The sequence below is a fragment of the Ottowia sp. SB7-C50 genome, assembly GCF_033110285.1.
Classification (GTDB): Bacteria; Pseudomonadota; Gammaproteobacteria; order Burkholderiales; family Burkholderiaceae_C; genus Ottowia.
Window position 1 is genome coordinate 2284381 of sequence record NZ_CP136995.1, and the last position, 26637, is coordinate 2311017.

At 68.7% G+C, this 26637-nt stretch carries 28 protein-coding genes and 1 pseudogene; 15 read left to right on the plus strand and 14 right to left on the minus strand.

Features of this window, described 5'->3' with window-relative positions; genetic code table 11:
* Positions 1-23: 23 nt before the first annotated feature.
* Entirely contained in the window at positions 24-1040 is a 1017-nt protein-coding gene (locus R0D99_RS10840) for a tRNA dihydrouridine synthase (RefSeq protein ID WP_317751076.1), read from the minus strand.
* A 167-nt stretch (positions 1041-1207) separates the two neighbouring features.
* Here R0D99_RS10840 and R0D99_RS10845 point away from each other — a divergent pair, with 167 nt between their 5' ends.
* The 8 genes from R0D99_RS10845 to R0D99_RS10880 all read left to right on the plus strand — a co-directional run bounded on the left by R0D99_RS10845 (position 1208) and on the right by R0D99_RS10880 (position 7402).
* Positions 1208-1684, plus strand: a complete 477-nt coding sequence (locus R0D99_RS10845; protein ID WP_317748258.1) for a FecR domain-containing protein — start codon at positions 1208-1210, stop codon at positions 1682-1684.
* Complete coding sequence (locus R0D99_RS10850; RefSeq protein ID WP_317748259.1) at positions 1681-2301, plus strand: OmpA family protein; 621 nt, start codon at positions 1681-1683, stop codon at positions 2299-2301. Before R0D99_RS10845 ends, R0D99_RS10850 begins: the two co-directional genes overlap by 4 nt.
* Positions 2302-2327: 26 nt before the next feature.
* Positions 2328-3089, plus strand: coding sequence for a c-type cytochrome (locus tag R0D99_RS10855; protein WP_317748260.1), 762 nt, complete (start codon positions 2328-2330; stop codon positions 3087-3089).
* Positions 3086-4375 carry a cytochrome c gene (locus R0D99_RS10860; protein ID WP_317748261.1) on the plus strand — a complete coding sequence of 430 codons (1290 nt, stop codon included), beginning with the start codon at positions 3086-3088 and terminating at the stop codon, positions 4373-4375. The genes R0D99_RS10855 and R0D99_RS10860 overlap by 4 nt, the downstream gene beginning before the upstream one ends.
* A 237-nt stretch (positions 4376-4612) precedes the next feature.
* Positions 4613-5101 (plus strand): HugZ family protein, encoded by a 489-nt coding sequence (locus R0D99_RS10865; RefSeq protein ID WP_317748262.1) that lies wholly within the window; start codon positions 4613-4615, stop codon positions 5099-5101.
* Positions 5098-5778, plus strand: a complete 681-nt coding sequence (locus R0D99_RS10870) for an RluA family pseudouridine synthase (RefSeq protein ID WP_317748263.1) — start codon at positions 5098-5100, stop codon at positions 5776-5778. Before R0D99_RS10865 ends, R0D99_RS10870 begins: the two co-directional genes overlap by 4 nt.
* Positions 5779-5911: 133 nt before the next feature.
* Positions 5912-6499 carry a YSC84-related protein gene (locus tag R0D99_RS10875; RefSeq protein WP_317748264.1) on the plus strand — a complete coding sequence of 196 codons (588 nt, stop codon included), beginning with the start codon at positions 5912-5914 and terminating at the stop codon, positions 6497-6499.
* 132 nt (positions 6500-6631) lie between these two features.
* On the plus strand, positions 6632-7402 hold the full coding sequence (locus R0D99_RS10880) for an SDR family NAD(P)-dependent oxidoreductase (RefSeq protein WP_317748265.1): 771 nt from the start codon (positions 6632-6634) through the stop codon (positions 7400-7402).
* Positions 7403-7524: 122 nt separating this feature from the next.
* On the opposite strand, the gene R0D99_RS10885 is transcribed toward R0D99_RS10880, so the two are convergent.
* The 3 genes from R0D99_RS10885 to ppk2 form a co-directional block, all read right to left on the minus strand.
* Complete coding sequence (locus tag R0D99_RS10885) at positions 7525-8583, minus strand: DUF1566 domain-containing protein (protein ID WP_317748266.1); 1059 nt, start codon at positions 8581-8583, stop codon at positions 7525-7527.
* Positions 8584-8677: 94 nt separating this feature from the next.
* Complete coding sequence (locus R0D99_RS10890; protein ID WP_317748267.1) at positions 8678-9589, minus strand: DUF1566 domain-containing protein; 912 nt, start codon at positions 9587-9589, stop codon at positions 8678-8680.
* A 269-nt stretch (positions 9590-9858) separates the two neighbouring features.
* Complete coding sequence (gene ppk2 / locus R0D99_RS10895; RefSeq protein ID WP_317748268.1) at positions 9859-10764, minus strand: polyphosphate kinase 2; 906 nt, start codon at positions 10762-10764, stop codon at positions 9859-9861.
* Positions 10765-10954: 190 nt separating this feature from the next.
* Between ppk2 and bktB the strand changes: the two genes are divergently transcribed.
* Positions 10955-12139: a beta-ketothiolase BktB gene (bktB, locus tag R0D99_RS10900; RefSeq protein ID WP_317748269.1), complete on the plus strand. Its 1185-nt coding sequence runs from the start codon at positions 10955-10957 to the stop codon at positions 12137-12139.
* A 169-nt stretch (positions 12140-12308) separates the two neighbouring features.
* Positions 12309-13271 carry a tripartite tricarboxylate transporter substrate binding protein gene (locus R0D99_RS10905; RefSeq protein ID WP_317748270.1) on the plus strand — a complete coding sequence of 321 codons (963 nt, stop codon included), beginning with the start codon at positions 12309-12311 and terminating at the stop codon, positions 13269-13271.
* A gap of 289 nt (positions 13272-13560) precedes the next feature.
* Here R0D99_RS10905 and R0D99_RS10910 read toward each other — a convergent pair whose 3' ends face one another.
* The 7 genes and pseudogenes from R0D99_RS10910 to R0D99_RS10940 all read right to left on the minus strand — a co-directional run bounded on the left by R0D99_RS10910 (position 13561) and on the right by R0D99_RS10940 (position 20526).
* Positions 13561-13761, minus strand: coding sequence for a DUF2892 domain-containing protein (locus R0D99_RS10910; RefSeq protein ID WP_317748271.1), 201 nt, complete (start codon positions 13759-13761; stop codon positions 13561-13563).
* 125 nt (positions 13762-13886) lie between these two features.
* Positions 13887-15356: a TolC family protein gene (locus tag R0D99_RS10915; RefSeq protein WP_317748272.1), complete on the minus strand. Its 1470-nt coding sequence runs from the start codon at positions 15354-15356 to the stop codon at positions 13887-13889.
* Positions 15353-15709: a carboxymuconolactone decarboxylase family protein gene (locus R0D99_RS10920; protein ID WP_317748273.1), complete on the minus strand. Its 357-nt coding sequence runs from the start codon at positions 15707-15709 to the stop codon at positions 15353-15355. Before R0D99_RS10920 ends, R0D99_RS10915 begins: the two co-directional genes overlap by 4 nt.
* 45 nt (positions 15710-15754) lie before the next feature.
* The gene (locus R0D99_RS10925) at positions 15755-15964 is read right to left on the minus strand and encodes a DUF2892 domain-containing protein (protein WP_317748274.1); all 210 of its coding nucleotides are present in this window, start codon (positions 15962-15964) and stop codon (positions 15755-15757) included.
* A gap of 15 nt (positions 15965-15979) precedes the next feature.
* Positions 15980-19277, minus strand: a pseudogene (locus R0D99_RS10930) (efflux RND transporter permease subunit).
* Positions 19278-19439: 162 nt separating this feature from the next.
* Entirely contained in the window at positions 19440-19832 is a 393-nt protein-coding gene (locus tag R0D99_RS10935; RefSeq protein WP_317748275.1) for a hypothetical protein, read from the minus strand.
* On the minus strand, positions 19819-20526 hold the full coding sequence (locus R0D99_RS10940; RefSeq protein WP_317748276.1) for an efflux RND transporter periplasmic adaptor subunit: 708 nt from the start codon (positions 20524-20526) through the stop codon (positions 19819-19821). Before R0D99_RS10940 ends, R0D99_RS10935 begins: the two co-directional genes overlap by 14 nt.
* Before the next feature lie 117 nt (positions 20527-20643).
* Between R0D99_RS10940 and R0D99_RS10945 the strand changes: the two genes are divergently transcribed.
* On the plus strand, positions 20644-21000 hold the full coding sequence (locus R0D99_RS10945) for a metalloregulator ArsR/SmtB family transcription factor (RefSeq protein WP_317748277.1): 357 nt from the start codon (positions 20644-20646) through the stop codon (positions 20998-21000).
* A 157-nt stretch (positions 21001-21157) separates the two neighbouring features.
* Here R0D99_RS10945 and R0D99_RS10950 read toward each other — a convergent pair whose 3' ends face one another.
* Positions 21158-21604, minus strand: a complete 447-nt coding sequence (locus R0D99_RS10950) for a universal stress protein (protein WP_317748278.1) — start codon at positions 21602-21604, stop codon at positions 21158-21160.
* A 69-nt stretch (positions 21605-21673) separates the two neighbouring features.
* Entirely contained in the window at positions 21674-22423 is a 750-nt protein-coding gene (locus R0D99_RS10955; RefSeq protein WP_317748279.1) for a 2OG-Fe dioxygenase family protein, read from the minus strand.
* Positions 22424-22542: 119 nt separating this feature from the next.
* Here R0D99_RS10955 and R0D99_RS10960 point away from each other — a divergent pair, with 119 nt between their 5' ends.
* The 4 genes from R0D99_RS10960 to R0D99_RS10975 all read left to right on the plus strand — a co-directional run bounded on the left by R0D99_RS10960 (position 22543) and on the right by R0D99_RS10975 (position 24648).
* Positions 22543-23049: a hemerythrin domain-containing protein gene (locus R0D99_RS10960; RefSeq protein WP_317748280.1), complete on the plus strand. Its 507-nt coding sequence runs from the start codon at positions 22543-22545 to the stop codon at positions 23047-23049.
* A 35-nt stretch (positions 23050-23084) separates the two neighbouring features.
* Positions 23085-23690, plus strand: a complete 606-nt coding sequence (locus R0D99_RS10965; protein WP_317748281.1) for a YitT family protein — start codon at positions 23085-23087, stop codon at positions 23688-23690.
* A 54-nt stretch (positions 23691-23744) separates the two neighbouring features.
* Positions 23745-24374: a hypothetical protein gene (locus R0D99_RS10970; protein ID WP_317748282.1), complete on the plus strand. Its 630-nt coding sequence runs from the start codon at positions 23745-23747 to the stop codon at positions 24372-24374.
* A 136-nt stretch (positions 24375-24510) separates the two neighbouring features.
* The gene (locus R0D99_RS10975; RefSeq protein WP_317748283.1) at positions 24511-24648 is read left to right on the plus strand and encodes a DUF3149 domain-containing protein; all 138 of its coding nucleotides are present in this window, start codon (positions 24511-24513) and stop codon (positions 24646-24648) included.
* Between the two features lie 234 nt (positions 24649-24882).
* On the opposite strand, the gene R0D99_RS10980 is transcribed toward R0D99_RS10975, so the two are convergent.
* Positions 24883-26574, minus strand: a complete 1692-nt coding sequence (locus R0D99_RS10980; RefSeq protein WP_317748284.1) for a long-chain fatty acid--CoA ligase — start codon at positions 26572-26574, stop codon at positions 24883-24885.
* Positions 26575-26637: the final 63 nt, after the last annotated feature.

Below are 26637 nucleotides of genomic sequence, written 5' to 3' on the forward strand. Positions count from 1 at the left end.
TCAGATCGCCGTGGCGATCACATTCATGACAATATTTCAGGCTCTGGCGCTGGCTGGTACTGCGCAGACAGCTCCGTTATTTGTAGCATCCAGGCATCGATCGCCGCCGGGTCGTTGACCAGCCGCAGCGCGTCGAACGCCTGCTGCGCCTCGGGGTAGGCCACGCGCAGCGTGCTCAGCCATTGCTTCAGGCGCCCCGCGCGGTGCCGCCGTTCGACCCGCCGGCACACATCGGCCCAGAAATCCGCCAGCAGCGGCACCAGGCGCGGCCATGGTAGGGCGGCGACCGCGGCGCCGCTGTAGGACGCCGGCGAAACGTCGCGCAGCATTGCACCCTGACCACTCGCGGCGCCGATGGCCAGCGCCAGGCCGGGGCTGCGCACCATGCCGCGCCCCAGCATCAGGCGGTCGCAGCCGGTCACGGCGCGGCAGCGCGCGGCATCGGCCACGCTCCAGATCTCGCCGTTGGCGATGACGGGCAGGCGCACCGCCTCACGCACGCGGGCGATGGCGTCCCAGTACGCCGGCGGGCGGTAACCGTGCGCCTTGGTGCGCGCGTGCACCGCCAGTTCGCTGGCGCCGGCGCTGTCGATGGCGTGCGCCACGTCCAGCAGGCGCGCGTCGTCGTCGTAGCCCAGGCGCATCTTGGCCGACACGGCCACGCGCGCCGGCACGGCGCGGCGCACGGCGGCCACGATGGCGTGGATCAGCTCCGGCTCCTGCAGCAGCACGGCGCCGCCGCGGTGGCGGTTGACGGTCTTGGCCGGGCAGCCGAAGTTCAGGTCGATACCGGCGGGCTGCAGTTCGGCCAGGCGCGCGGCGTTCTCGGCCAGGCACGTGGGGTCGCTGCCCAGCAGCTGCGGCCGCACCGGCACGCCCGCGATGGTGCGGCTGCCGGTCAGCAGTTCGGGCACCACGCGGGTAAAGCTGCGCGCGGGCAGCAGCTGGTCGGTGATGCGGATGAATTCCGACACGCAGCGGTCGACGCCGCCCACGCGTGTCAGGATCGCGCGCAGACCGTGGTCGAGCAGGCCCTCCATGGGCGCCAGGATGAGGGTTGGCGGCGCGGTCGTCGGCAACAGGGTACGGGTGTGCGTTGAAGGGCCGCCATTGTCGCAGCGCAAGCCGATGCGGGTGGTGGCTGCGTTAGCATCCGGGTATGGCAACCGTTTGGCGGGTGCCGGCTCCCCTTTTGTCGGAGGTTTTGATGCCTGCTTTGAAACGAATCGTGTGCTTTTTCATGCTGGCGCTGGGCCTGGGCGCCGCGGCCTGGGCGCAGAGCGCGGCGCCTGCCGCCGCCGGGGCCGATGGCCGCGAAGGCACCTTCAAGGCCGTGCAGGGCGAAGTGACGGTGGTGCGCGGCAACGTGCACCGCGCGGCCGTGGTCAGCGGGCCGGTGTACGCCACCGACCGCCTGGTGACCGGCCCCGGCAGCGCCGCGTCGCTGATCCTGCGCGACGGCACGGTGCTGTCGGTCGGGCCCGACAGCGTGATGAACCTGTCCGCCTTCGCCTACAACGCCACCACGCAGGAAGGCAACGTGCTGGTCGATCTGCTGCGCGGCAGCCTGCGCATGGCGACCGGGCTGATCGCCAAGCTGCGGCCCGAGCAGGTCAAGGTGACCACGCCGACCACCGTGGTCGGCGTGCGCGGCACCGACTTCATCGTCGAGGAGAACCCGTGAGCGAGCCGCGCGCGCGCCGCGCCGCGCCGGGGGCCGTCTGGCCGTCGGCACTGGCCCTGGCGCTGGCCCTGTCGGCGTGCGCGCCGGCCACGCGCGTGGTGCTGCTGCCGCAGCCCAATGTGCCGGGCGCCGCGGTCGAGGTGCAATCGGGCACGGCGCACCGCGTGCTGTCGCAACCCTACGCCAGCGCCGAAGTGCGCGCGCCCGGCAACGTCGAAGTGGTGCAGGCCGATGCGGCCAGCGTCAACAAGCGCTACCGGCAGCTGCTGGCCGTCAGCCCGGCGCCGGCGCTGCGCTTTTCGCTGTACTTCATGCCGGGCGGCTCGCAGCTCACGCCCGAATCGACGGCCGAGCTGTCCGACGTGCTGGCCCGCGCGGCCGAGCGGCCGGGCGGCGAGATCGTCGTTGTCGGCCACACCGACCGCGTCGGCTCGGTCGAATCCAACGATGCGCTGTCGCTGCAGCGCGCGCAGGCGGTGCGCCAGCTGTTCATCGACCGGGGGTTCGACCCCGCGCGCGTGGACGCCGTTGGCCGCGGCGAGCGCGAACCGCTGGTGCCCACCGACGACGAAGTCGACGAGCCGCGCAACCGCCGCACCGAGATCCTGGTGCGATGACGCTCGCCGCCCCGAGGCGCCACCCAATGAAGGCCCTGCGGGCGCCGGAAATGCTGCGCCGGCTGGCCCGCGCCTGGCTGTGGGCGGCGCTGGCACTGGCGGGCGCATCCACTGCCGTGCGCGCCGCGCCGTTCCAGGACGACATGGCCCAGCGCACGCTGGCCTGCATCGCCTGCCACGGCGAACAGGGCCGCGCCGGGCCGGACGGCGATTACCCGCGCCTGGCCGGCAAGCCGGCCGGTTACCTGTACCACCAGTTGCTCAACTTCCGCGACGGCCGTCGCCACTACGGGCTGATGACGCGCCTGGTCGATGTGCTGAGCGACGACTACCTGATGGACATCGCGCGCCATTTCGCCGCCATGCAGGTGCCGTACCCACCGCCCGCGCCGCCGGCCAGCCCGCCGCCGGCCGACGTGCTGGCGCGCGGGCGCACCCTGGCGCTGCAGGGCGACCCCGGCCAGCGCCTGCCCGCCTGCGTACAGTGCCACGGCCAGCGACTGACCGGCGCCCTGCCCGACGTGCCCGGCCTGCTGGGCCTGCCGCAGGACTACCTGACCGCGCAGCTGGGCGGCTGGCGCACCGGCCAGCGCCGCGCCCACGCACCCGACTGCATGGGCAGCATCGTGCAGCGCCTGTCCGACCGTGATGCCTACGCCGTCGTCAGCTGGCTTGCCCTGCAGCCGGTGCCGGCCGACGCCCGCCCCGCGCCCGAGCGGCCCGAACCCGAAGCCGAGTGGGCCGACCTGAAGTGCGGCGCCGCGCCGGTCGTCAGGGGGCGCCCTTGACCGCGCTGCGGCGCGCCGGACTGGCGCTGATCGCGCTGGCGGCGGTGACGCTGGCGCTGCTGTGGCACCTCAACTTCAACGACGGCATCCGCGTGGCCGGGCCGCCACCCGCCGCAGCGGACGCCGCCACGGTGCAGCGCGGCGCCTACCTGGCGCGCGTGGGCAACTGCCTCGCCTGCCACACGGCGCGCGGCGGCCCGCCGGCGGCGGGCGGGCGACCCATCGCCACGCCCTTCGGAACCGTCTACACCAGCAATCTGACGCCCGACGACGACACGGGCATCGGCCGCTGGAGCGCCGCCGCCTTCTGGCGCGCCATGCACCACGGCCGCTCGGCCGACGGGCGGCTGCTGAACCCGGTCTTCCCCTACACGCACACCACGCTGCTGACGCGGGCCGACAGCGACGCGCTGCTGGCCTACTTTCGCAGCCTGCCGCCGCTGCACCAGCGGCCGGCGGCGCATGAATTGCGCTGGCCCTATGGCACGCAGGCGGCGCTGGCGGTGTGGCGCGCGCTGTACTTTCGCCCCGGCGGCTCGGCGGGCGACGCTTCGCTGGGTCAGCGCGCCCAGCGCGGCGCCTATCTGGTGCATGGCGTGGCGCACTGCTCGGCCTGCCATGCCGCCCGTGACCGGCTGGGCGGCGCCGACTGGCGCGACCTGAGCGGCGGCCCCATCCCCGGCATGGGCTGGTACGCGCCCTCGCTCGTCGCGCGGCACGAAGCCGCCGTGGGCGACTGGCCCGAGGCCGAGATCGCCGCCCTGCTGCACACCGGCGCGTCGCGCCTGGGCGTGGCCAGCGGGCCGATGGCCGAAGTGGTGTTCCAGGGCACGCAGTACCTCAGCGCCGACGACCTGGCCGACGTGGCCGCCTACCTGAAGGCGCTGCCGCCGCAGGCCACGCCGCCCGCCGCGCCCGCTGCGCCGCCCACCCGCACGCGCCTGGCCACCGCGGGCGAAAAGCTCTACGGCCAGAAATGCGCGGCCTGCCATGGCGAGCAGGGCGAAGGCGTGCCCGGCGCCTACCCCCCATTGGCCGGCAACCGCGCCGTGACCATGGCGCAGACGCAGAACCTGCTGCAAGTCATGCTGTACGGCGGCTTCGGCCCCGCCACGGCAGGCCGGCCCCGCCCGTTCGGCATGCCGCCCTTCGTGCTGGAACTGAACGACGCCGAAATCGCCAGCGTGCTCAGCCACATCCGCACCGCCTGGGGCAACCGCGCGGCCGAAGTGTCGCCGCTGGATGTGCTTCAGATGCGCCAGGCCAGCAGCGGCAACCTGCGTTGATGTGGCGCCAAAGGCGCGGCGCGTTTCTATCAAATTGATAGCATTATGCGCTTTCTGGACAAGCGCTGGGACGCATTTTTATATCAAATCAACAGCCGGACGCAGAGGACGCAAAGATTTCGCAGAGGACGCAAAAAAAAACCAAAAAATTCATTGGCTGTTTCTTTCGCGTCCTTCGCGCCCCTTCGCGTCCTTCGCGTCCGGTTTTCTCTCCCCGTTTCGTTTTAGGCCACCAAAATGACCACCGCCCACCTGCCCCGCCTTGGCCACACCTTGCGCGATCTGCTGTTTGCGCGCCGCTTTGCTGCACTGGGCACGCTGGACGCCAGCGGCGGCGTGTTCGTGTCGATGGTGCCGTACGCCATCGACACCGCCACGCGCCGGCTGGTGCTGCACGTCAGCGGCCTGGCCGGGCACACGGGCCACATGCAGGCCGAACCGCGCGTGTCGCTGCTGGTGACCGGCGCCGACCAGCCGGGCGAGCCGGTGCATGACCTGCCGCGCGTCACCCTGCAGGCGCTGGCGGGCACGCCCGATCCGGGGTCGGACGCCTGGGCGTCGGCCCGCGCCGCCTACCTGCAGCGCTTTCCAGAGGCCGAGCCGATGACCGCCCTGCCCGATTTCCGCTTTGTCACGCTTGAATTAACCGGCGCGCGCCAGGTGGCCGGCTTTGGCAGTGCGCGCAGCGTGTCGGCGGACGAGCTGGCGCAGGTGCTGTCGGCGTGACCGCCGACGGCTCGGCACAGGCCGAAACGCCCACACCGGACGCGCTGCACGCGCTGTACGAAGACGCGCACCTGCTGGCCCTGGACAAGCCCGCCGGCCTGCTGTCGGTGCCCGGACGCGGGCCCGAGCGCGCCGACTGCCTGAGCGCGCGGGCGCAGCAGCGCTGGCCGGACGCGCTGGTGGTGCACCGGCTCGACCAGGCCACCAGCGGGCTAATGCTGCTGGCGCGCAGCCTGCCCACGCAGCGCCTGCTGGGCGCCGCCTTTGCCGAACGCCGCATCGCCAAGCGGTACGAAGCGCTGGTGCACGGCCGGCTTGATCTGCCCGCCGGCGCGCCCGACGGCTGGGCCGAGATCGACCTGCCGCTCATCGTCGACTGGCCCAACCGCCCGCGCAGCAAGGTTGACCACGACATCGGCAAGCCCAGCCTGACGCGCTGGCAGCCGCTGGCCTACGACGCGGCGCGCCACGTCACGCGGCTGGCACTGGCGCCGGTCACGGGCCGCTCGCACCAGCTGCGGGTGCACCTGCAGGCCATCGGCCACGCCATCGTCGGCGACACGCTGTACGGCCCGCCCGACGACGCGCCGCGCCTGATGCTGCATGCGTGCGAGGTGCGCCTGGCGCACCCCATCACGGGCGATGCGCTGGCGCTGCACAGCCCGGCGCCTTTCTGACCAGGCCGCCGCGCCCGCCGGCATGTGGCATATCGCGCCACGTCGGTACGGGCAGCCGTCCTACGGGACGTGCGCTGGCCGGCGGCTACAGTGCATTCACTGTTTTTAAACCACCCCCTCAGAGGAGTTCATCTTGAAAAAAATCAACCTGCGTACCGTTTCGCTGGCCATCGCGCTGGGTCTGGGCAGCGTCGCCATGGTCGGCTGCACCACCACCACGCAAACGTCCAAGGCCGCGCCGGCCAGCAGCCGCGCCGCGATGGAAACGGCCGTCAACGAGACGCTGTCGCGCCTGTACAGCACGGTGCCGGGTTCGCGCGAAATGGTGAGCAAGGCCGCTGGCGTGCTGGTGTTCCCGGCCGTGGTGGGTGGCTCCTTCGTGGTCGGCGCCGACCACGGCAAGGGCGCGCTGCGCGTGGGCGGCAGCACCGTCAACTACTACAGCACCACCAGCGCCTCCATCGGCTTCCAGGCCGGCGGCCAGTCGCGCTCGGTCATCTACGTGTTCAACACGCAGGACGCGCTGCAGAAGTTCCGCAACAGCAACGGCTGGACGGCCGACGCCGACGCCACCGTGGCCATCGGCACCGTGGGCGCCAACGGCCACGTGGACACCAAGACCGTCCAGCAGCCCGTGGCCAGCTTCGTGCTGACCAACGTCGGCCTGGAAGCCGGCGTGGCCGTGGGCGGCAGCAAGATCACCCCGATCAACCTGCCCTGATCGCTGGATCGATCACTCGTCGGCTCGCGCGTTCCGCATTCAACCTTCGGGTTGATGCGCGGGCCGCGATACGAAAAGTGAAGGGTGTCGCATGATGGCGGCACCCTTTTTGTTTTTCTGGAGCCACCACCCATGCCCGCCAGTGCCAGCCGCCACCTTTACATCCTCACGGGCGCATCGCGCGGCATGGGCCAGGCCATGGCGCAGCAGTTGCTGGCGCCCGGCCATACGCTGCTGACGCTGTCGCGCCAGCCCGACCCGGCGCTGCAGGCCACGGCCAGCGCTGCCAGCGCCGACCTGCATTCGTGGCAGGCCGACCTGGCCGACGCCGGCCCCGTGGCCACGCGCCTGGCCGATTGGCTGCGCGGGCACAACGCCGCCGCGTTTGCCAGCGCCACCCTCATCAACAACGCCGGCGTCATTCCCGCCATCCAGCCGCTGCGCGATGCCGACGGCGACGACCTGGCCCATGCGCTGCGCTTGGGACTCGAAGCGCCCATGCGCCTGACCGCCGCCTTCCTGAACGCCACGCGCGACTGGCCGGGCGTGCGCCGGGTGCTCAATATTTCGTCCGGCCTGGGCCGGCGCCCCATGGCGTCGCAGGCCGGCTACTGCGCCGCCAAGGCGGGCATGGACCACTTCACCCGCTGCCTGGCGCTGGACGAAGCGCAGGCGCCCAACGGCGCGCGCGTCTGTTCGCTGGCGCCCGGCGTCATCGACACCGACATGCAGGCCCAGCTGCGCGGCGCCGACGCGGCCGACTTCCCCGACCGCGGCAATTTCGAGCGCCTGAAGTCCGGCGGCCAGCTCACCTCGACCGACGAAGCCGCGCGGCGCGTGCTGGCGTATCTGGGGCGGCCGGATTTTGGCCGCGAGCCGGTGGCGGACGTGCGGGACGCCTGACACCCGCTCGCCATCAGGCCCCCTTGCGCCCGCATCAAAGCTGCGTCCAGTAAAGCCACGTGCGGACGAAAAAAACGGCCCCGAAGGGCCGTTCTTAGTCGCCTGACGTGCGCCGCAACCCGTCAACCGTTTTTCTTGCGGCGCGCGCGCATCCCCAGCCCACCCAACAGCGCGATCAGCGACCAGAGCGCGCCTTCGGCCAGCGTCGGCACTGGCGTGGGCGCCGCCGGCGGCTGCGGCGCCGTGACCACGATGGTGATCGACAGCGGCGGGCTGATGCCGCCCGCGTTGGTGGCGACGATCTGCAGCGGATAGATGCCCGCCTTCGTGGGCGTGCCCGTGATGGCGCCGGTCTTAGGGTCAAACACCAGTCCCGGCGGCAACGCGCCACCGGTGATGGCGTAGGTGACCGGCAGCGTGACGTTGTTCGGCCCAGTGGTGGGCGTGAAGCCGACATAAGTCGTCCCCACCACGCCTGCGGGCGCAACGCCCGACAACACCGGCGGAATGGCCAGCGCGTCGAAGTTCTGCAACGTTGGGCCGCCGCGCACAAGCCGGGCGTACGTCGGCGCACCGGTACCGTTGCGATAGCCGTCAGGGCCTGAGTCAAAATTCATCGAGAGAACGTAGTCCAGAGTGGCACCCTCTAGTTGAGGCGTATGCGTGCTCGACCAGAAATACCCATAGCCGGTGCCGTTGGTGTTCCACTGCCACAGAGGAAATTGGGTGATATTGATTTTGGGCTTGTCACAACCCCATTCGACGATCGAATCCAGTTCCTTGATGTTAGGCAGGCGCCAGTCGGTGTAGCCCAGATTCTGTGTACCGGGGGCGCCCGCATTGACCTTGTCCACCTGATCGAAAACAACCATCTCGGGAGACTTTTGGTCCCACACGAACCGGCCGGCCAGACCGGTGCACGTCTTGCCGTCCCAGGTCATCCCCTCTGGGCAACGTTTCCAGATCAGCCCGGTGAGCAGGTGGGTCACCGTGCCATCGCCGTTGTCGGAGAAAGCACTGTCTGGTGTGGTCAATGCATAAGTGGGATCAGCAACCGGATTGGGGTTGCCCTGGTACGGAGAAGGATTCACCGACGGGCACATTTGACCAGGCGCCTGCGCGTGCGCCAGTCCGGTCAACGCGATCAAGCTGAGGGCAACGACATTTCGGATGACATTCATGATGGCTCTTTCCTTAAACCGAACGCGCTGGCAAATGCTTGACCCGCCAGGCCGTGCGGCAATTTGTGCGTCTGGTCGATACCTGGATGAGACTTCAAAGACCATTTCTCACGAGCCGCACGCTACGTGCTATAAAGGGCTCTCCCTTCACGTTGCTCGAAACATAATCAAAGTTCACGAATGCCACGCTGTGCTTCGCGCTTGTATGCCGCATGGCGTAGGACGTGCCCGTCCAATAAGTCCCTTCAAACCTTGGACCCAGGGTATTTGGAAAGTACATTGGATCGATCATGGGCGCAGGGCGCCCGTAGTCCACAAGGTTGTGCAGCTCCAGACGTGTCGGCATACGCCAATCGGACTTGCCGCACAGTCCCGCCTTGTTGACGGCGGCCGTGTATTGCACGGTGTCGCAGGTGCCGATGGCGTAACACTTGGCGCCATCACCGTCGGTTGACGCTTGAGTCGGGCGGTAGGTACGGTCCGGGTTGTGCCACACGTAAGTCCACGCCACGTCGCGCAAACCTTTGTTAGCGGGAGCCTCGTCGTAGGTCTTCACCTCCCACAGCAGGCCGGTGTTATTGTCGTAAGTGCAGCCCCAGTCGTCTGGCCCCGTGCCCAGTGTCGCCGTGGCCGGGAGCTTGGCACCGCTGTTGCTGATCTTCGTGAAGTCGAACCCGTTGGCCTGAGTGATCGGGTTGCCCGCGCCATCGACGCCCACCTGTACCGGCGTGCTGGCGCCCGCCTTGGTCAACTGGCCCTTGACCGCGGCAGCGTCGCGCCCGTAGCGAGCGTCCTCGCCACCGTGCACGGGCATCTTCTCGCAAGTGGTGGTGGCTGTTACGGCCGTCTGCGTGCGATCCTCATACCGCGGCTCATGGGTCCGGCAATATTCGACGCCGGTGTCATTCAGCGGACCCGCATGTGCGCTGCCTGCAAGGCCCAGGAGCATGGCCAATCCGACGCCGAGCACATGCGGCGTTGGAGCGATCAATGGAGTGTTGTGCATGGCAGCCACCGTGATATGAGTGGCCGAAATGTAGCTCTTTATTGCCAAATCAAACCATTGGGATAATCCATATGTGTGCAATTTTTGGCAAATATGGTGCCTTTTACACCCAAAAAGCGACAACGGCGCTCTTTTGGACACCGCGGTTCAACTGTCTACGCACGGCTGCACAAGTGAAATTACTATCACAAAAGTAGCATTAACCCTTTATCTGATCAGCGAATCGCTCATGATGTGAACGCGAACTCCGTCCACGCCAACGGCGCAACTCAATATACCTGCGGCACCACCATCCCATCCGGCACCGGATGCCGCTCATAGTCGTCGTGCCGTACGCGCGGCGGCAGCTCGATCACGGGCCGCTCGCTGTCGACGTAGGGCATCTGGCTGAGCAGGTGGGTGATGCAGTTCAGGCGCGCCTTCTTCTTGTCGTCGGCGGGCACCACCCACCAAGGGGCTTCGGCGATGTGGGTGCGCTGCAGCATCTCCTCCTTGGCCTTGGTGTAGTCCTCCCAGCGGCGGCGGCTTTCCAGGTCCATGGGGCTGAGCTTCCATTGCTTCAGCGGGTCGTGGATGCGGCCCAGGAAGCGCAGGTTCTGCTCGTCGTCAGAGATCGAGAACCAGTACTTGATGAGCTGGATGCCCGAGCGCACCAGCATCTTTTCAAATTCGGGCACGCTGCGGAAGAACTCCTCCAGCTCGGCGTCGGTGCAGAAGCCCATTACGCGCTCGACGCCGGCGCGGTTGTACCAGCTGCGGTCGAACAGCAGGATTTCGCCCGCCGCCGGCAGGTGCGACACGTAGCGCTGAAAGTACCACTGCGTCCTTTCGCGGTTGTTGGGCGCGGGCAGCGCGGCCACGCGGCACACGCGCGGGTTCAGGCGCTGGGTGATGCGCTTGATGACGCCGCCCTTGCCGGCCGCGTCGCGCCCTTCGAAGATGATGACCACCTTGTGGCCGGTGTGCTGCACCCAGTCCTGCAGCTTGACCAGTTCGCCCTGCAGGCGGAACAGCTCCCTGAAGTACTGCTGGCGCGCGCTGCGGTAGGCGGGCGAATCGGTCATCACGCCGGCCACGGCGTCGATGTTGCGGTCTTCCAGCTCCATTTCCAGCTCTTCGTCGTAGCCGTCCAGCAGTTCGCCGCGCAGGCGTTTCATCATTTCTTCTTCGCTCATCGTGGTTCCTTGCGGGCAGTCCGGGCGCCCGAGCGCGCCTACGCTAGACCCGGTCCATGACAAGCGTGTGACTGTCACATCCGCCAAAAAAAAACCCGCTGCCGTGTCAGCCAGGCGTCGCCCGCACGCGGCATACTGCGGTGTGGTTCTGCAAAAATCCCAACCCCCATCCCTATAGGAGACTTGAGTCATGGCCCGTGAAGTCGTCGTTGTCAGCGGTGTGCGCACCGCCATTGGTACCTTTGGCGGCAGCCTGAAGGACATTCCCACCGTCGATCTGGCGGCCACCGTGGTCAAGGAAGCGCTGGCGCGCGCCAAGGTCGATGGCAAGGACGTCGGTCACGTGGTGTTCGGCCACGTCGTCAACACCGAGCCGCGCGACATGTATCTGAGCCGCGTGGCGGCCGTCAACGGCGGCTGCGCCAAGGAGACGCCGGCCATGAACGTCAACCGCCTGTGCGGCTCGGGCCTGCAGGCCATCGTCAGCGCCAGCCAGGGCATCCTGCTGGGCGACTACGACGTGGCGATTGGCGGCGGCGCCGAAAACATGAGCCGCGCGCCCTACGCCAACCTCACCAACCGCTTTGGCGCCCGCATGGGCGACAGCAAGCTGGTCGACATGATGGTTGGCGCCCTGCACGACCCCTTCCACACCATCCACATGGGCGTGACGGCCGAGAACGTGGCCAAGGAATTCGACATCACCCGCGAGCAGCAGGACGCCCTGGCGCTGGAAAGCCACCAGCGCGCCGAAAAGGCCTGGGCCGAAGGCCGCTTCAAGGACCAGATCGTCCCCATCATGCTCAAGAGCCGCAAGGGTGACGTGGCGTTCGAGAAGGACGAGCACTTCCGCGCCGGCGCCAAGGCCGAGGACTTCAGCAAGATGAAGCCGGTCTTCATCAAGGAAAACGGCACCGTCACCGCCGCTAACGCCAGCGGCATCAACGACGCCGCGGCCGCTGTGGTGCTGATGGAAGCCGCCGCCGCCGGCAAGGCCGGCGCCAAGCCGCTGGCGCGCCTGGTGGGCTACGCGCACGCCGGCGTCGAGCCGAAGATCATGGGCATCGGCCCGGTGCCCGCCACCAAGGCGGTGCTGGCCAAGACCGGCCTGAAGCTCGACCAGATCGACGTCATCGAAGCCAACGAAGCCTTCGCCGCACAAGCCTGCGCCGTGACCAAGGGCCTGGGCGCCGACCCGGCCAAGGTCAACCCCAACGGCTCGGGCATTTCGCTGGGGCACCCGATTGGTGCCACTGGCGCCATCATCACGGTGAAGGCCATCTACGAACTGCAGCGCACCGGCGGCAAGTACGCGCTGGTCACGATGTGCATCGGCGGCGGCCAGGGCATTGCGGCGATCTTCGAACGCCTGTAAAAAAACCCTTGGGCGGGCATGAAGACCCGCCCTATCAAATTGATCGCTGCACGCGCTTGCTGACCTTGGGCTAGCAAGCGCTTTTTTCATGCAATGTGCGGTGCGGAGCGCAGGCAGGCGGAACGCGCTACGATGCGTCGGTCTTATTCACCCACGCATTGTTCTGCCCATGATTCGCACCCTCGCCCCGTTTCTCGCCATCGGCCTGCTGGCTGGCGCCGCCCACGCGCAGACCTACCCGGACAAGCCGATCCGCATGGTGATCCCCTTCCCGCCCGGCGGGGGCACCGACATCCTGGGTCGGCTGGTGGCGCAGAAGCTGACCGAGGCCAACAAGTGGACCATCGTGCCCGACAACAAGGCGGGCGCGGGCGGCACGCTGGGCATCACCGAAGCCACCAAGGGCAAGCCCGACGGCTACGACATGGTGATGGGCCAGAAGGACAACCTGGTCGTCGGGCCGTGGATCTACAAGAACCTGACCTGGAACCCGGTGAAGGACTTCACGCCCGTGGCGCACGTGGCGTGGTCGCCGGTGATCATCGCCACCAGCGCCACATCCAAGTACAAGACGCTGGCCGACGTGGTGGCCGCTGCCAAGGCCGCGCCCGACACCATCACCTACGGCTCGCCGGGCAACGGCACCACCATCCACCTGGCGGGCGACCAGTTTGAGAAGGCGGCGGGCATCAAGATGCGCCACATTCCGTACAAGGGCTCCAACCCGGCGCTGATGGACGCGCTGGCGGGCAACGTCGACCTGCTGGTGTCCAGCGTGCCGTCGGCCATGGCGCAGGTCAAGGCGGGCAAGCTGCGCCCGCTGGCCGTCACCTCGGCCAAGCGCAGCACCTCGCTGCCCGACGTGCCCACCGTGGCCGAAAGCGGCTACAAGGGCTTTGACACGAGCACCTGGTACGGCCTGCTGATGCCCGCCGGCACGCCCGCGCCCGTCGCCCGGCAGATGAACGCCGCCGTGAACAAGCTGCTGGCCACGCCCGAACTGCAGAAAGCCATCCACGACCAGGGCGCCGAGCCGCTGTCGATGACGCCGGAAGCCTTTGCCGAGCAGCTGCGGCGCGACTATCAGGGCATGGAGAAGATCGTGCGGGATGCGGGCGTAAAACTGGAGTGACCCCCCTGAGGCGCTGACGCGCCTTCCCCCCTTTGCTGCGCAGGGGGGACAACGCCGATGCGCGGCGCAGGTCCGCGCATGGCGTTCACCGGCTTGGCCTGCTCCGCGGCCTCTCGAACTGCAAAAGCAGAACGCCCGCAACAAGCGGGCGTTCTGCTCTTGCTGATCGCTGCGGAGGCAGGCCATCGTTTCGTCATTCCCGCGAAGGCGGGAATCCAGACGGCCTATGCAGGCGGCGGCGCCAGCCCCTTCCCGCGCAGCGAGAGAAGGGGCAAGCGCCGTCAGGCGCTCAGGGGGTTGTACTTTTGTTCGGGCAAGTGTTCATGCCCAGCAGCGTATAGGCCGGGCAGAAGCGGAACAGGCCGGTGGCCAGCGGGATCACGCCCAGCCAGCCCCACCAGCCGATCTTGCCCATGGCGGCCAGGGCAATCAGCACCAGGCCGACGACGATGCGAAGGATGCGGTCAATGCCGCCTACGTTGAGTTTCATGGCTTTCTCCTTGGGTGGTTGACAAACATACCAGAAGGTCAGGGGCGCGCCACCGCGCTTGCCGGACGAAATTTTTGCGCGCGGCCCGCCATTGGCGGCAGTCCCCGGGGCGCACGCTTGGGTGTTCATTGGCGATCGCCCCGGGCGGGCAGCGTTGACGTGGGTGCGGGCGCGCCCGCATTGGGGCCGGGCTTCGTCGATGTCGCTGCCGCGGTCGGGCTTGTCGAAGGCGATGGCGCGGCGCTCAGTTGGGCCTGCAAGCCATCGTCGAGCCGGTCGGCCAGCACCGCCAGGCGCAGGCGCTGGCGCAACTGGTCGGCGCGTGCCTCGTCCAGCGCCAGCGCGGCTTGCGCAAGATCGTTCTCGGCATTCAACACATCCATCAACGTGCGGTCGCCCACCGACCGGCCCAGGCGGGTGGCATCCAGCCGCGCGGCGCTGGCCTTCAGCCCGTCCTGCAGCGCCGCGATGCGCGCCTGGCTGGCCTGCCAGCCCAGCCAGGCAGCGCGGACCTGCTCCACAACCTGTTCGCGCGCCTGTTCCAACTGGGCCTGCGCCTTTTCAATGAGGCGCGCGCCCTCGCTGCTTTGTGCGCGGCTCATACCGCCGTCGTACAACGGCCAAGTCACTTGCACGCCGACCATGGCGTTGGCACTGCGGTTGCTGGCCGAGCCAAAATCGCCGCGCCCGCCCAGGCGATCGAACCCGGCCTGCGCCACCAGATCGACCGAAGCGCTGTCGCCGGCCCGGCGCTTGCGCCATTGCTGCTCCGCCATCGCCACGCCTTGCGACGCCAGTTGCACCTGCGGGTTGGCGTCCTGTGCGGTGACCATCCAGGCTTGCAGCGACTCGCCGGGCGCCGACACGGCGTCGGGCAAGCGTGCCGCTGGCTCGATCAGGCCGGTGCTGTCTGCCAGCGTCTGCCGGGCCAGATCGCGCTGCAGACGGGCCGCCTCGACCCGCGCGCGAATGGCGGCCAAGGCTGCGTCGGCCTCGTGCGCGTCGGTGATCGGTGATTCACCCAGCTGAAACCGGTCGTGCGCCTCGGTGGTGGCACGGGCCACGGACTGGGCCTGGCGCTCGGCCACGCGCAGTTGCTCCTGCGCCACTGCCAGGGCAACATAGCGCTCGGCCGTGCGCAGCACCAGCTCACTGCGGGCGGCGCGCCAGGCCGTGTCGGCCATGTCGGCATTCAGTTCCAGTTCGGCGCGCGCGGCCTGGCGCAACGGGTTGACCAGTGGCTGCTGCGCCGTCACCGAAGCGCGCGTGGCCAGGCCGCCGTAGACCGAGGTGGCAAAGTTGACCCCGTCGGACGTGCCCAAGCCAGGCGCCGAAAACTGCGCACCTTTCATGCGCGTGTCGCTGGCACCCAAACCGCCGGCCAGGCCCAGCATGACGTTGGGGCGCCACAGCGCGGCCGCCTGCTCGCGCCGGGTCTGCGCCGCCGCGTGTTCCGCGCGCGCGACGGCCAGGGTGCGGTCGTTCTGCTCGGCGGCACGCCACACGGTCGGAAGGTCCTGTGCCAGCGCGAGCGTCGGCAACAGTGCCAGCACCACCGCGCCCAGGCGCCCTTCACGCGTGCGCGACAGCATCATGCGGGGGCTTTCTCGCCGCCGAATTCTTCGTAGGCAGCGATGGCCGCGGCGGCGTACATCAACGACGGGCCGCCGCCCATGTAGACGCACATGCCGAGCATTTCCTCGACCTCGGCGCGCGTGGCCCCCAGCTTGACCAACGCCTTGGCGTGGTAGCCCACGCACGGGTCGCAGCGTGCGGCCACCGACAGCGCCATGGCGATCAGTTCCTTGGTCTTTTCGTCCAGCGCGCCCGCCTTGCCCGCCGCGCCCGACAGCGCGTAGAAGCCTTGCATGGTTTCAGGGATGCCCTTGCGCAGCTTGGCAATGTTGGACGAGGTGTCGGCGATGATGTCCTTGTAGCTCTTGGCCATGGTTCAGCTCCTTTAAGTGGGTCGGTGGGTGGGTGGCTCGGGCGGTCACGCCCCCGCGCGGACCCCCAGCTTGCGCATGATGACTTCCATCAGGCACCACTTGGTAAAACCGCTTTGAAGCAGGTTGGCGCCCACGAAGGCGGTGAACCACAGCCAGTTCGCGCTGTGGAAGATGGGGCTGCCAGGCACGCCCAGGGCCAGGGACAGCAGGATGAAGCTGCCGCCGATGATGCGAACGAGTTGCCAGGATGTCATGCTGTTTGCTCCTTTTTAAATAGCTGCTTGCGCAGATGGGACAAGCGCGGACGCTTGATTTGACTGGTGCGTGCGGCGATAGGCGACGTAGTACAGCAGCGGGATCACCACCAGCGTCAGCACCGTCGACACCAGGATGCCGAAGATGAGCGCGATGGCCAGCCCGTTGAAGATCGGGTCGCTCAGGATGAAAAGCGCACCGATCATGGCGGCCAGGCCCGTCAGCAAGATCGGTTGCGCGCGCGTGATGGCGCTTTGGACAATGGCACGCTCAAACGGCACGCCGTCCGCCACTTGCAGGTTGATGAAATCCACCAACAGGATGGAGTTGCGCACGATGATGCCGGCCAGCGCGATCATCCCGATCATGCTGGTGGCCGTGAACTGTGCGCCCAGCAGCGCGTGGCCGGGCATGACGCCGATCACCGTGAGCGGGATGGGCGCCATGATGATGAGCGGCGTCAGGTACGAGCCGAACTGCGCCACCACCAGCAGGTAGATCAGGATCAGGCCCACGGCGTAGGCAGCGCCCATGTCGCGGAAGGTTTCGTAGGTGATCTGTGATTCGCCGTCCCACTTCAGCGCGTAGCCGCGGTACGGGTCGGACGGCTGGTGGATGAAGAATTCGTGCAGTGGGCCGCCGTCAGGCGTTTTCAGCTCAGCCAGCGCGCTGCGCATCTTGAACATGCCATACAGGGGGGCTGTCCAGGTCACCCGGTTTCGTGCCGGCCATGTCGCCCATCACAAAGTGCACCGGCAGCAGGTCCTTGTGGATGATCGGTTCCTCGCGCCGCGTGTCGCTCACGCGCACCAGCTCGCGGATAGGCACCAGCGCGCCGGTCTGCGCCCGCACCGTCAGCTGCAGCAAGGTATCCAGGCTGCCTTGCAACTCGGGCGCGATCTGCAGCCAGGCCGGTGCGGCGATGCGGCTCTGGTCGTGCAGGTAGGTCGCGGCATCGCCCGCCAGCCCCATGCGCAGCGTGCTGGCAATGGCCTGCTGCGACACGCCCAGCTGGGCGGCCTTGCGCCGGTCGACCAGCAACTCGACCTTGGGGGCGGCGGCAATGGTGGTGTCGTCCACGTCCACCACGCCCGGCTGGCGCTCGAACACGCCGCGCACCGTCTGCGCCAGCGCGCGGCGGCCTTCGGCATCGGGGCCGTAGATCTCGGCCACGATGGGCGCCATCACGGGCGGGCCGGGCGGCACTTCGACCACCTTCACCCGCGCACCGTGGCGCTGGCCGATGTCGTGCAGCGCGGGTCGCACGCGCATGGCGATGGCATGGCTCTGGTCGTGCCGGTGCGCCTTGTCCACCAGGTTGACCTGCAGGTCGCCCACCTCGCCGCCGGAGCGCAGGTAGTACTGGCGCACCAGGCCGTTGAAGTTGATCGGTGCAGCCGTGCCGGCATAGGCCTGGTAGTTTGTGACTTCGGGCACGGTGGCCAGATGCGCACCCAGCTCGTGCAGCACGGCGGCGGTTTTTTCCACCGGCGTGCCGGCGGGCATGTCCACCACCACCTGAAACTCGCTCTTGTTGTCGAACGGCAGCATCTTCAGCACCACCAGGCCCAGCACGGGCAGCAATACCGACACGGCGATCAGCCCGCCCACCAGCGCACCCAGCAGCCAGCGGTTGCGCCGGCCGCGGCGCGCGTCCAGCAACGGGCGGAAGATGCGCTCGAACAGCGGCGCCAGCTTGCCCGCCAGACCATGCCCCGCCGCCTTGCCATGGTCTTGCACGTGCGCCGCCTTCATCCACAACCGCGCCAGCCAGGGCGTCACCACAAAGGCGATGGCCAGCGACAGTAGCATGCCCATGCTGGCGTTGATGGGGATGGGCGCCATGTACGGCCCCATCAGCCCGCTGACGAAGGCCATCGGCAGCAGCGCCGCGATCACAGTGAAGGTGGCCAGTATGGTGGGACCGCCCACTTCGTCCACCGCACCGGGGATGATCTCGCGCAGCGTCCTGCCGGGCTCCAGCTGCTGGTGGCGGTGTATGTTCTCGACCACCACGATGGCGTCGTCCACCAGAATGCCGATGGAGAAAATCAGCGCGAACAGCGACACCCGGTTCAGCGTGAAGCCCCAGGCCCACGAAGCAAACAGCGTCACCGTGAGCGTCAGCACCACCGCCGTGCCCACGATGGCGGCCTCGCGCCGGCCCAGCGCGACGAACACCAGTGCCACCACCGACAACGTGGCAAACAGCAGCTTCTTGATGAGCGTCGTCGCCTTTTCGTTGGCCGTTTCGCCGTAGTTGCGGCTCACCACCACCTGCACGTCGGCCGGAATCACCACGTTCTTCAACTGCTCGACGCGCGAGCCCACGGCGTTGGCCACGTCGATGGCGTTTTCGCCCGGCTTCTTCGTGATGGCCAGGGTGACGGCGGGCAGTTCCTGCAACGCCGGCTTGGCGCCACTGCGGTCGATCTGGCCCAGCCACGCACCGCGCTGCGCCGGCGGCGCGCCATTGCGCACGGTGGCGATGTCCTGCAGCACCACCGGGCGGCCGTCGCGGCTGGCGACCACCAGTTCGGCCACGTCGCGCGCGCTGTGCAGGTACGGCCCGGTTTCGATGGCCAGCGCCTGGTTGCCCGCCACCAGGTCGCCCACGGGCAAGCCCATGTTGGCCGACTGCAGCGCGCCACGCACGTCGTGCAGCGTGAGGTTGGCGCCGGCCAGGCGAGTGGGGTCGATGTCGACCAGCACGGCGCGGCCGGGGCCGCCCAGTGTGTACACCTCGCGCGTGCCAGGCACGCGCTTGAGCTCGGTCTCGATGCTGTGCGCCACGCGCTCCAGGTCGAACGCGCCGCTGTCGGCACGTGCCGTGGCCAGCGTGAGCGCCACGATGGGGACATCGTCCACGTCGCGCGGCTTGACGATGGGCTGGCCCACGCCCAAGCCGGGAGGCAGCCAGTCCATGTTGGCGCCCACGGCGTCGTACAGCCGCACCACCGCCGTCTGGCGCGGCACGCCCACCTTGAACTGCACCGTGAGCACCGCCACACCGGGGCGCGACACGCTCATCACGTGCTCCACGCCGCTCATTTGCGACAGCACATGCTCGGCCGGCGTGGCGACCATGGCTTCCACGTCTTTCGCGCTGGCGCCGGGCCAGGGCACGATGACGTTGGCCATCGTCACGTCAATCTGCGGCTCTTCCTCGCGCGGCGTCACCAGCACGGCGAACACGCCCAGCAAAAAGGCCACCAGCGCCAGCAAGGGCGTGATCTGCGCCGTCTGGAAGTACGCCGCGATGCGGCCTGATATGCCCAGGCGCGGCCGGTTGGGCGACAGGGGCTCGTTCATTCGGGCGCGCTCCCTCGGCGAGGCGTCTCAAAACGTGCGTCATGCCCGCGCACACAGAAATCCACGGCAGCGCGGCCAGCGTCGCTGGCGGTGAACGCCTGCATGCCCGCCTGCGCGGGAATGACGATGGAACAAGGCAATGTCACGTCGGCTGCTTTCACTTCATGGGTGCCCTGCGGCTTGGCGCAGCACGGCCTGAGGCTGCGTCACCACACGCTCGCCAGCCGAGAGGCCGGCCAGCGCCTCGACGCGATCGCCTTGCGTCGGACCCAGCCGCACCTGGCGCAATTGCGGCGCGCCCTGCGCGCCCAGCACGTAGACGCCGGTCATCTCGGATCGGCGCACCACGGCCGCCGCCGGTATCCACAGGCGTGGCACGGCCGGCACCGCGTTCGACGCGCCGGGCAGCCACAGGCGCGCAAACTGGCCCGGCACGGCGTCCGCAGCGGGCGGCAGGTCGGCCCGCACCTGACGCGTGAGCGATGCCGCATCCACCGTGGGCAGCACCTGCACACGCGGCGGCTCGATGGGCTGGGCGTTGTCACCCAGTTGCACGCGCGCTCCGCGGGCGCCCTCGCCTAGCGCCTCGGCCGGCACGGCGGCGCTGACGCGCAGCGCGCGGGGGGTCGTACACGGTCATCAGGGCGCGACCGGGCATGGCCATGTCGCCCCGCTCCACCGACAGCACCGACACCACGCCGTCGAACGGGGCGGTCACGGTGTGAAAGCCGGTCTGCGTGCGCGCCGCGCCGGCCTGCGCCGCCTGCGCGTTGACCTGGGCTTGGGCGCTGCGATATTGCGCCTCGGCCTGCTCCAGGGCCGCCTTGGCGATGTAATTCTTCTGGAACAGGACGCGCTTGCGGTTCAGGTCCTGCGCCGCCACGTCCAGCGCGGCGCGCGCCGCCGCCACCTGGGCCGCACTGGCGGCCGCGCCCTGCTCCGCCGCCCGCGCGTCGATGCGCGCCAGCACCTGCCCGGCCCTGACCGTGTCGCCCACCTTGACCTGAAGCGCCACCACCGCACCCGGCACCTGCGCGGCCACCACGGCCTGCCGCACCGCTTCGACAGTGCCTTCATACGACGCCGACGCCGCCGACGCGCTGGACTGCACGCTGGCCGTGGGCCAATCGGCACGGGCCACGGCGGGCCACAGCAGGGCAGCCAGCGACAGAGCCGCCAGCGTCAGGGCGGTGCCACGCGCGGCGGGCGCGCGACGACATTGGAGATGGGGTTCCCAAAGACAGGTCATTGCGTTATTATTTGTGCAATCACGCAAATGCGCAATATGGCAAATAACCAACAAGTCATTCCAGCCGTTAGACTGTCGGCACACCCGGCCCTGCCCCAGGGTGAGTTGATGAAAGCGATGCATCACCTGCCCCCCGAAACCCTGGAACACGTGGCGGACTATTTCCGCGCGCTGTCCGAGCCCACGCGCCTGCGCATCCTCAACGCGCTGGGCACGGGCGAGTTGAGCGTGGGCGACATCGCTCTGCGTGTGGATTCGAGCGTGGCGAACGTGTCGCGCCACCTGGCGCAGATGGCGCAGCATGGCTTGGTGGCGCGCGAAAGCCGCGGTAGCAGCGCCTATTACCGCATTGCCGACCCGGCGGTGCACCAACTGTGCGACCTGGTGTGCGGCAGTCTGCTGCGCCGCTTTGACGACATGGCCAGCGCGCGGGCAGCGCTGGCCGAATCCGGCAAGCCGACGCAGAACGCCTGACCGCGGCGAGCGCTGGAGCTGGCGCGGCAGCGCACTACTCGGTGGCGCCCAGCGAATCTGGATGCTACGCTACTGATAGCTTCATGTGCTTACCTGAAGCGCGCAAGAAGGCGAATAGCCTCTGAATCGCCGCGCCGACGACGGCTGGCACCGCCGTTCAGTCCACCTCGCCGCGCACCACCAGCGTGTTGATGCGGGTGTGCGACAGCACGCTTTGCGCCACGCTGCCCAGCACCAGTTTTTCCAGCCCGCGCCGGCCGTGCGATCCCATCACGATCAGGTCGGCGCCCACGGCGTCGGCGGCTTCCAGCACGCCGCGCCACACGGCGTGCGATTCGACCACCTTGGTGTCGACCGCCACGCCCGCGGCTGACAGGCGGGCGTTGGCCGCTTCGATGGCGGTGCCAGCCTCGGCGCGCGCCGCGTTCAGGTACTGGTCCTGCCCGTAGGCGAAATCGGCGCCCACGCCGGTGAAGGGGTACGGGTCGATCACGAAAATGGCCGTGACCTTGCTGCCAAAGGCGCGGGCCAGACCGGCGGCCTTGTCGATGGCGGCCAGCGAGGTGGCCGAGCCGTCCACGGGAACGAGAATCTGCTTGAACATGCGGCGCTCCTGGGTCAACAACAGAGATTCATGGCGATGCGGCTACCTTGCCGCGCGGCTGGGCCGGCGTCAAGCGATGGGGTCAAGAAAACCGCCCGCGCGCAAGGTCACCACCAGCGTGTCGCGGTGGCCGTGGCCGCCGTCCTCGGCCGGCTGGATCGGCGTGGATTCGTGGATGACACGTTCGTCGTCCATGAGCAGCACCGACCACGGCTGCTCGAGCGTGAAGCGCTGGCCTTGCGGGCCGTCCAGCTCGAACACGCGGGTTTCGCCGCCCTTGATGGCGTGGCGCGCCACCAGAAACACCGCCACCACATCGACCCCGTCGCGGTGCGCGCCCTCGGGCGTGGGCCGCCCAATGCCGACTTCGGTGTCGATGCGGAACTGGTGCGCCTCGCCGTACCAGGGCTCGCCCGCCACGTGCGCGGGGTGGATGATGTCTGCCACCTGCGCCAGCCAGCGCAGCAGCGCGCGCCAGTCCGGCTGGGCCAGTGTGGCCGGTGCGACGGGCGCGAACCAGCGCTGCATGCCGCCGTGCAGCGCGTTGTAGTCCACCGGCTGCCAGTGCGGGCGGTACGGCACGTCTCGCACGTCGCCGGCCTGCGCGAGGAAGGACGCGTGGCGGCGCTGCCGGTAACGGCCGCCGTCGCGCAGGTATTCGTCGGGCGGCAGCTGGTCCCAGTCCGGCAGCAGCGCGGCCAAGCCCGCCTCGGTCGTGCCCGACAAGGCCTGCATGGCGGATGCGTCCAGCACGGCGAAGCCGCGCACGGCCAAGTCTTGCAGATAGCGGTCGGGGGTCGACAACGGCGGCGAGAACACGGTGGAGCGCTTTCCAGACAGGGAAAGGCGCCAAGCATAGTCCTGCGGCGCGCATGACCTGAGTCAAGGCCCTCGCGGGTGCAGCCCATTAGGCTCCATGCATCGCTGGAGAACCGCCTATGCCCACCCTGAACTGGTGCGACGACCTCGCCCTCGGCATTGCCGAAATGGACACGACCCACCAGGAATTCGTCGCCCTGCTCGCCGCCGTCGAAGCGGCCGACGACGCCGCGCTGCTGCCTGCGTGGCAGGCGCTGGTCGACCACACGCAGGTGCACTTCGACAACGAAGACCGCTACATGCTGGCCACGCGCTTTGCCGCCACCAACTGCCACACCACGCACCACCAGATGGTGCTGGACGTGCTGCGCCAGGGCCTGGCGATGGGCCAGGCGGGCGACTTGGCGCCCATACGCCAGATGACGCGTGAGCTGGCCACGTGGTTTCCGCAGCACGCCGACAGCATGGACGCGGCGCTGGCCATGCACCTGCAGCGCGTGGGCTTCGACCCCGCCACGGGCACCATCGCCAACGCCGGCGCGCTGCCTGCCGAGGCACTGCATGGCTGCGGCGGCGCCACCTGCACGCCGCACGATGCGCCGGAGCGCGAGGCGGCCGCCGCCTGACGGTTCGTGGTGCGGCCACGCGCCCGCTTCTGCCGATGTCCACCGCCTCGCTCGCCCATCGCCCCTACGAAGACGCGCAGGGGCTGCTGACCGGCACCCTGTTCGTGGCGCTGGGCACGCTGATGTTCGCCCAGGCCGGGCTGCTGACGGGCGGCACGGCGGGCATCGCGCTGCTCATCGGCCATGTCACGGGCTGGCCGTTCGGGCCGGTGTTCTTCGTCGTCAACCTGCCCTTCTACCTGTTTGCCTGGCAACGCATGGGCAAGGCCTTTACGCTGCGCACGGCCATGGCGGTGAGCCTGGTGTCGCTGATGGCGTGGGCGCTGCCGCTGGGCCTGAGCTTCGGCCGCCTGTCACCGGGACTGGCGGCGGTGCTGGGCGGGCTGCTGGTGGGCGCCGGGCTGCTGATGCTGTTCAGGCACCGCGCCAGCCTGGGCGGCATCAACGTGGTGGCGCTGTTCCTGCAGGACCGGCTGGGCTGGCGGGCCGGGCGGGTGCAGATGTTGGTCGACGTGGCGATCCTGATGCTGGCCTTCGGCGTGACCGACCCGTGGCACGTGGCGCTGTCGGTGCTGGGCGCGGTGATGCTGAACCTGGCTCTGGTCATCAACCACCGGCCGGGGCGCTACATGGCGGTGTAGCGCCGCAGCCGCTGGCACGACAATGGCAACGGTGCGACACGCCCGCACCCCAACATGGAAATCCTTGCCCCGCTCGTCCTCCTGACCGCCCTGGCCATTGCGCTGGCGATGCGGCCGTGGCGGCTGCTGGCCCACGGCGGGCTGCTGTCGCCGCTGCTGGCGGCGCTGGTCATCACGCCCTGGCTGTGGGCGCTGCCCTGGCTGCACCGCATGCCGATCCAGCTGCAGCTGTCGGGCGCGTGCCTCATTGGCCTGGCGCTGGGCTGGCCGCTGGCGGTGCCGGTGCTGTGCGGGGTGGCGGTCATCGCCGGGCTGATCGCGCCGCTCACCCTGCAGCAGCAGATGGACATGGCGCTGTGGCTGGGCATCGTGCCGGTCACCCTGTCGTTCGGGCTGGGCATGGCGCTGCGGCGATGGGTGTGGAAGAACCTGTTCGTCTACATCCTGGGCCGGGCGTTTCTGGGGACGGCGGTGTGCATGTTTGCCAGCGGCGCGCTGGCGCAGTGGACGGGCCAGTCGCTGACCACCGCCGTCGAGCCCGAGCTTGCCATGGTGGCGCGCTGGCTCATCGCCTGGGGCGACGCCTTCATGACCGGCATGCTCACGGCCATCTTTGTGGCTTTTCGCCCCCACTGGCTGGCCACGTGGTCAGACCGGCTGTACGTGCCGCCGCCCGCGGGTTGAGCGGCGCCGTACGGTTTGATCCAGCGCAAGCCGCGCCCAGTTCCGCGCATCGTTCGGCCCTGCGTTTGAGCGCGGTCAAGACGCGGCTCGCCCCCGCCGCCGAACATCGGGGTGAATCGACTCGAGGAGCATCCGCATGAAACTCTGGCAAGACCTGTTCAGCACCGACTACGGCCTGATGAGCATCATCGGCCTGTTGTTCATCGTCTTCATGGGCGTCTGGTACACGCGCTTTTTCCTGCGCAAGATGAACGAGACGCCGCGCGGCAAGTGATTCCGCTTCCAGTTCAGCCCTATCCGGGCTCCGTCATTCCCGCGAAGGCGGGAATCCGCGCTTGCACAGGTAGCGGCTTCGGGCAGCGGACATGGATTCCCGCCTTCGCGGGAATGACGAGGAAACAGGGCGGCTTCAGGTGGATGTCTTTCGCATCCATAAGCGCAGGTTTCCATAAAAAACGGCGCCTGCCCGCAACAGGCAAGCGCCGCCAGCTACTTTTTTAGTAGCTTGTCAGTCGGCGCGTTCAGCCTCCTGCAGGCTGCGCCACATCACCTTGCCCGAGCCGCTCTTGGGCAGTGCGTCGGCAAACTCCACCACGCGTGGCACCTTGTACACCGCCATGTGGTCGCGGCACCAGTCGATGATCTCCTGCTCGCTCACCTGGCCCTGGTGGCTGGGCCGCAGCACCACCACCGCCTTCACCGATTCGCCGCGATAAGCGTCCTTGGTGGCGATGATGCAGGCCTCCTGGATCGCCGGGTGCTTGAACATCAGCGCCTCCACCTCGGCCGGCCACACCTTGAAGCCGCTGGCGTTGATCATGCGCTTGAGGCGGTCGGTGATGAAGAAGTAGCCGTCCTCGTCCACCCGGCCCAGGTCGCCCGAGCGGAAGAAGCGCTTGCCGTCCAGCTCGAAGAACGCGGCCTCGGTGGCCTCGGGCCGCTTCCAGTAGCCCTGGAACACTTCCGGCCCGTGGATCACGATCTCGCCCTGCTCGCCCTGCGGCACTTCCTTCAGAGTTTCCGGGTCGACCACGCGCGCGTCGGTGCTCATGAACGGGATACCCAGGCACTGCTGCTTGGTGTGGTCCACCGGGTTCTGGTGCGAAGGCGCGGCGGTCTCGGTCAGGCCGTAGCCCTCGGCGTAGCGCAGGCCGTAGGCGTCGAACAGGCGCTGCGCCACCGCCTGCGGCATGGCCGCACCGCCGCCGCTGATGGTCTTCAGGCTGGTCAGGTCGAAGCTGGCGAAGTTGGGGCTGGCCAGCAGGTCGATGATCATGGTGGGGATGTTGGTGAAGTTGGTCACCTTCCAGCGCGAGATCAGGCGCCCGGCCAGTTCGCGGTCCCAGCGCGGCATCAGGATCATGGTGGCACCCGCATACACCGAGGCGTGCATCACCGCCACCATGCCGGTGATGTGGAACATCGGCACCACCACCAGGCCCACGGTTTCGGCGGTGGCCACGCTCCACAGCGCGCAGGCCACGGCGTTGTGCATGATCGAGGCGTGCGTGTGCATGCAGCCCTTGGGCAGGCCGGTGGTGCCGCTGGTGTAGGGCAGCACGCTCAGGTCCTGCGGGCCGGCGGTGGCCTCGGCCAGCGGGCCGTCGAAGGCCAGCGCATCCTTCCACGCATGCACCTGGCCGCCGGCCAGCGCCGGCAGCGCGTGGTGCGTCAGCAGCCAGTCGCGCCAGGTTTCGGGCGGGGCGTCGTTGCCTTCCACGTTGCCGTCGAAGGCGTCGGTGAACTGGGTGACGATCAGGTGCTGCAGGCGCTGGCCTTCGGGCAGCGCGTCGCTGGCGCGGGCCAGCTCGCCGGCCAGGTCGGCGGTGGTGATGGCCACCTTGGCGTCCGGGTCGGTGATGTAGTGCTTCAGCTCCTCGGCGCGGTTCATCGGGTTCACCGGCACCACCACCGCGTCGGCGCGCAGGATGGCGAAGTGCGCCACCACCAGCTGCGGCGAGTTCTGCATGTTCAGCACCACACGGTCGCCCTTTTGCACACCCAGCGATTGCAGGTAGGCCGCCAGGCGCTCGGCGGCGGCCTTCAGCTGCGCCCAGGTCATCACCGTGCCGAAGAACACGATGGCCGGCTTGTCGGGGTAGCGCAGCGCGCTGATGGCCAGGTTCTGCCACAGCGAGGTGGAGGGCGGGGTGATGGCGTGCGGCAGGCGGGGCGGCCAGAACTTGTGGTGCGGGCGCATGGGCGAAAGGTCTCCTTTGAATCTGTGGATTCAATCCTAGCGCGGGCACCGCGGGGGGGCGAT

Excerpts from the sequence above, each read along its gene's own strand:
- R0D99_RS10840 (WP_317751076.1), bottom strand. The coding sequence starts at position 1,040 with ATGGAGGGCCTGCTCGACCACGGTCTGCGCGCGATCCTGACACGCGTG.
- R0D99_RS10845 (WP_317748258.1), top strand. The coding sequence starts at position 1,208 with ATGCCTGCTTTGAAACGAATCGTGTGCTTTTTCATGCTGGCGCTGGGC.
- R0D99_RS10855 (WP_317748260.1), top strand. The coding sequence starts at position 2,328 with ATGAAGGCCCTGCGGGCGCCGGAAATGCTGCGCCGGCTGGCCCGCGCC.
- R0D99_RS10865 (WP_317748262.1), top strand. The coding sequence starts at position 4,613 with ATGACCACCGCCCACCTGCCCCGCCTTGGCCACACCTTGCGCGATCTG.
- R0D99_RS10880 (WP_317748265.1), top strand. The coding sequence starts at position 6,632 with ATGCCCGCCAGTGCCAGCCGCCACCTTTACATCCTCACGGGCGCATCG.
- R0D99_RS10885 (WP_317748266.1), bottom strand. The coding sequence starts at position 8,583 with ATGAATGTCATCCGAAATGTCGTTGCCCTCAGCTTGATCGCGTTGACC.
- R0D99_RS10890 (WP_317748267.1), bottom strand. The coding sequence starts at position 9,589 with ATGCACAACACTCCATTGATCGCTCCAACGCCGCATGTGCTCGGCGTC.
- ppk2 (WP_317748268.1), bottom strand. The coding sequence starts at position 10,764 with ATGAGCGAAGAAGAAATGATGAAACGCCTGCGCGGCGAACTGCTGGAC.
- bktB (WP_317748269.1), top strand. The coding sequence starts at position 10,955 with ATGGCCCGTGAAGTCGTCGTTGTCAGCGGTGTGCGCACCGCCATTGGT.
- R0D99_RS10905 (WP_317748270.1), top strand. The coding sequence starts at position 12,309 with ATGATTCGCACCCTCGCCCCGTTTCTCGCCATCGGCCTGCTGGCTGGC.
- R0D99_RS10910 (WP_317748271.1), bottom strand. The coding sequence starts at position 13,761 with ATGAAACTCAACGTAGGCGGCATTGACCGCATCCTTCGCATCGTCGTC.
- R0D99_RS10915 (WP_317748272.1), bottom strand. The coding sequence starts at position 15,356 with ATGATGCTGTCGCGCACGCGTGAAGGGCGCCTGGGCGCGGTGGTGCTG.
- R0D99_RS10920 (WP_317748273.1), bottom strand. The coding sequence starts at position 15,709 with ATGGCCAAGAGCTACAAGGACATCATCGCCGACACCTCGTCCAACATT.
- R0D99_RS10925 (WP_317748274.1), bottom strand. The coding sequence starts at position 15,964 with ATGACATCCTGGCAACTCGTTCGCATCATCGGCGGCAGCTTCATCCTG.
- R0D99_RS10940 (WP_317748276.1), bottom strand. The coding sequence starts at position 20,526 with ATGACCTGTCTTTGGGAACCCCATCTCCAATGTCGTCGCGCGCCCGCC.
- R0D99_RS10945 (WP_317748277.1), top strand. The coding sequence starts at position 20,644 with ATGCATCACCTGCCCCCCGAAACCCTGGAACACGTGGCGGACTATTTC.
- R0D99_RS10950 (WP_317748278.1), bottom strand. The coding sequence starts at position 21,604 with ATGTTCAAGCAGATTCTCGTTCCCGTGGACGGCTCGGCCACCTCGCTG.
- R0D99_RS10960 (WP_317748280.1), top strand. The coding sequence starts at position 22,543 with ATGCCCACCCTGAACTGGTGCGACGACCTCGCCCTCGGCATTGCCGAA.
- R0D99_RS10965 (WP_317748281.1), top strand. The coding sequence starts at position 23,085 with ATGTCCACCGCCTCGCTCGCCCATCGCCCCTACGAAGACGCGCAGGGG.
- R0D99_RS10970 (WP_317748282.1), top strand. The coding sequence starts at position 23,745 with ATGGAAATCCTTGCCCCGCTCGTCCTCCTGACCGCCCTGGCCATTGCG.
- R0D99_RS10975 (WP_317748283.1), top strand. The coding sequence starts at position 24,511 with ATGAAACTCTGGCAAGACCTGTTCAGCACCGACTACGGCCTGATGAGC.
- R0D99_RS10980 (WP_317748284.1), bottom strand. The coding sequence starts at position 26,574 with ATGCGCCCGCACCACAAGTTCTGGCCGCCCCGCCTGCCGCACGCCATC.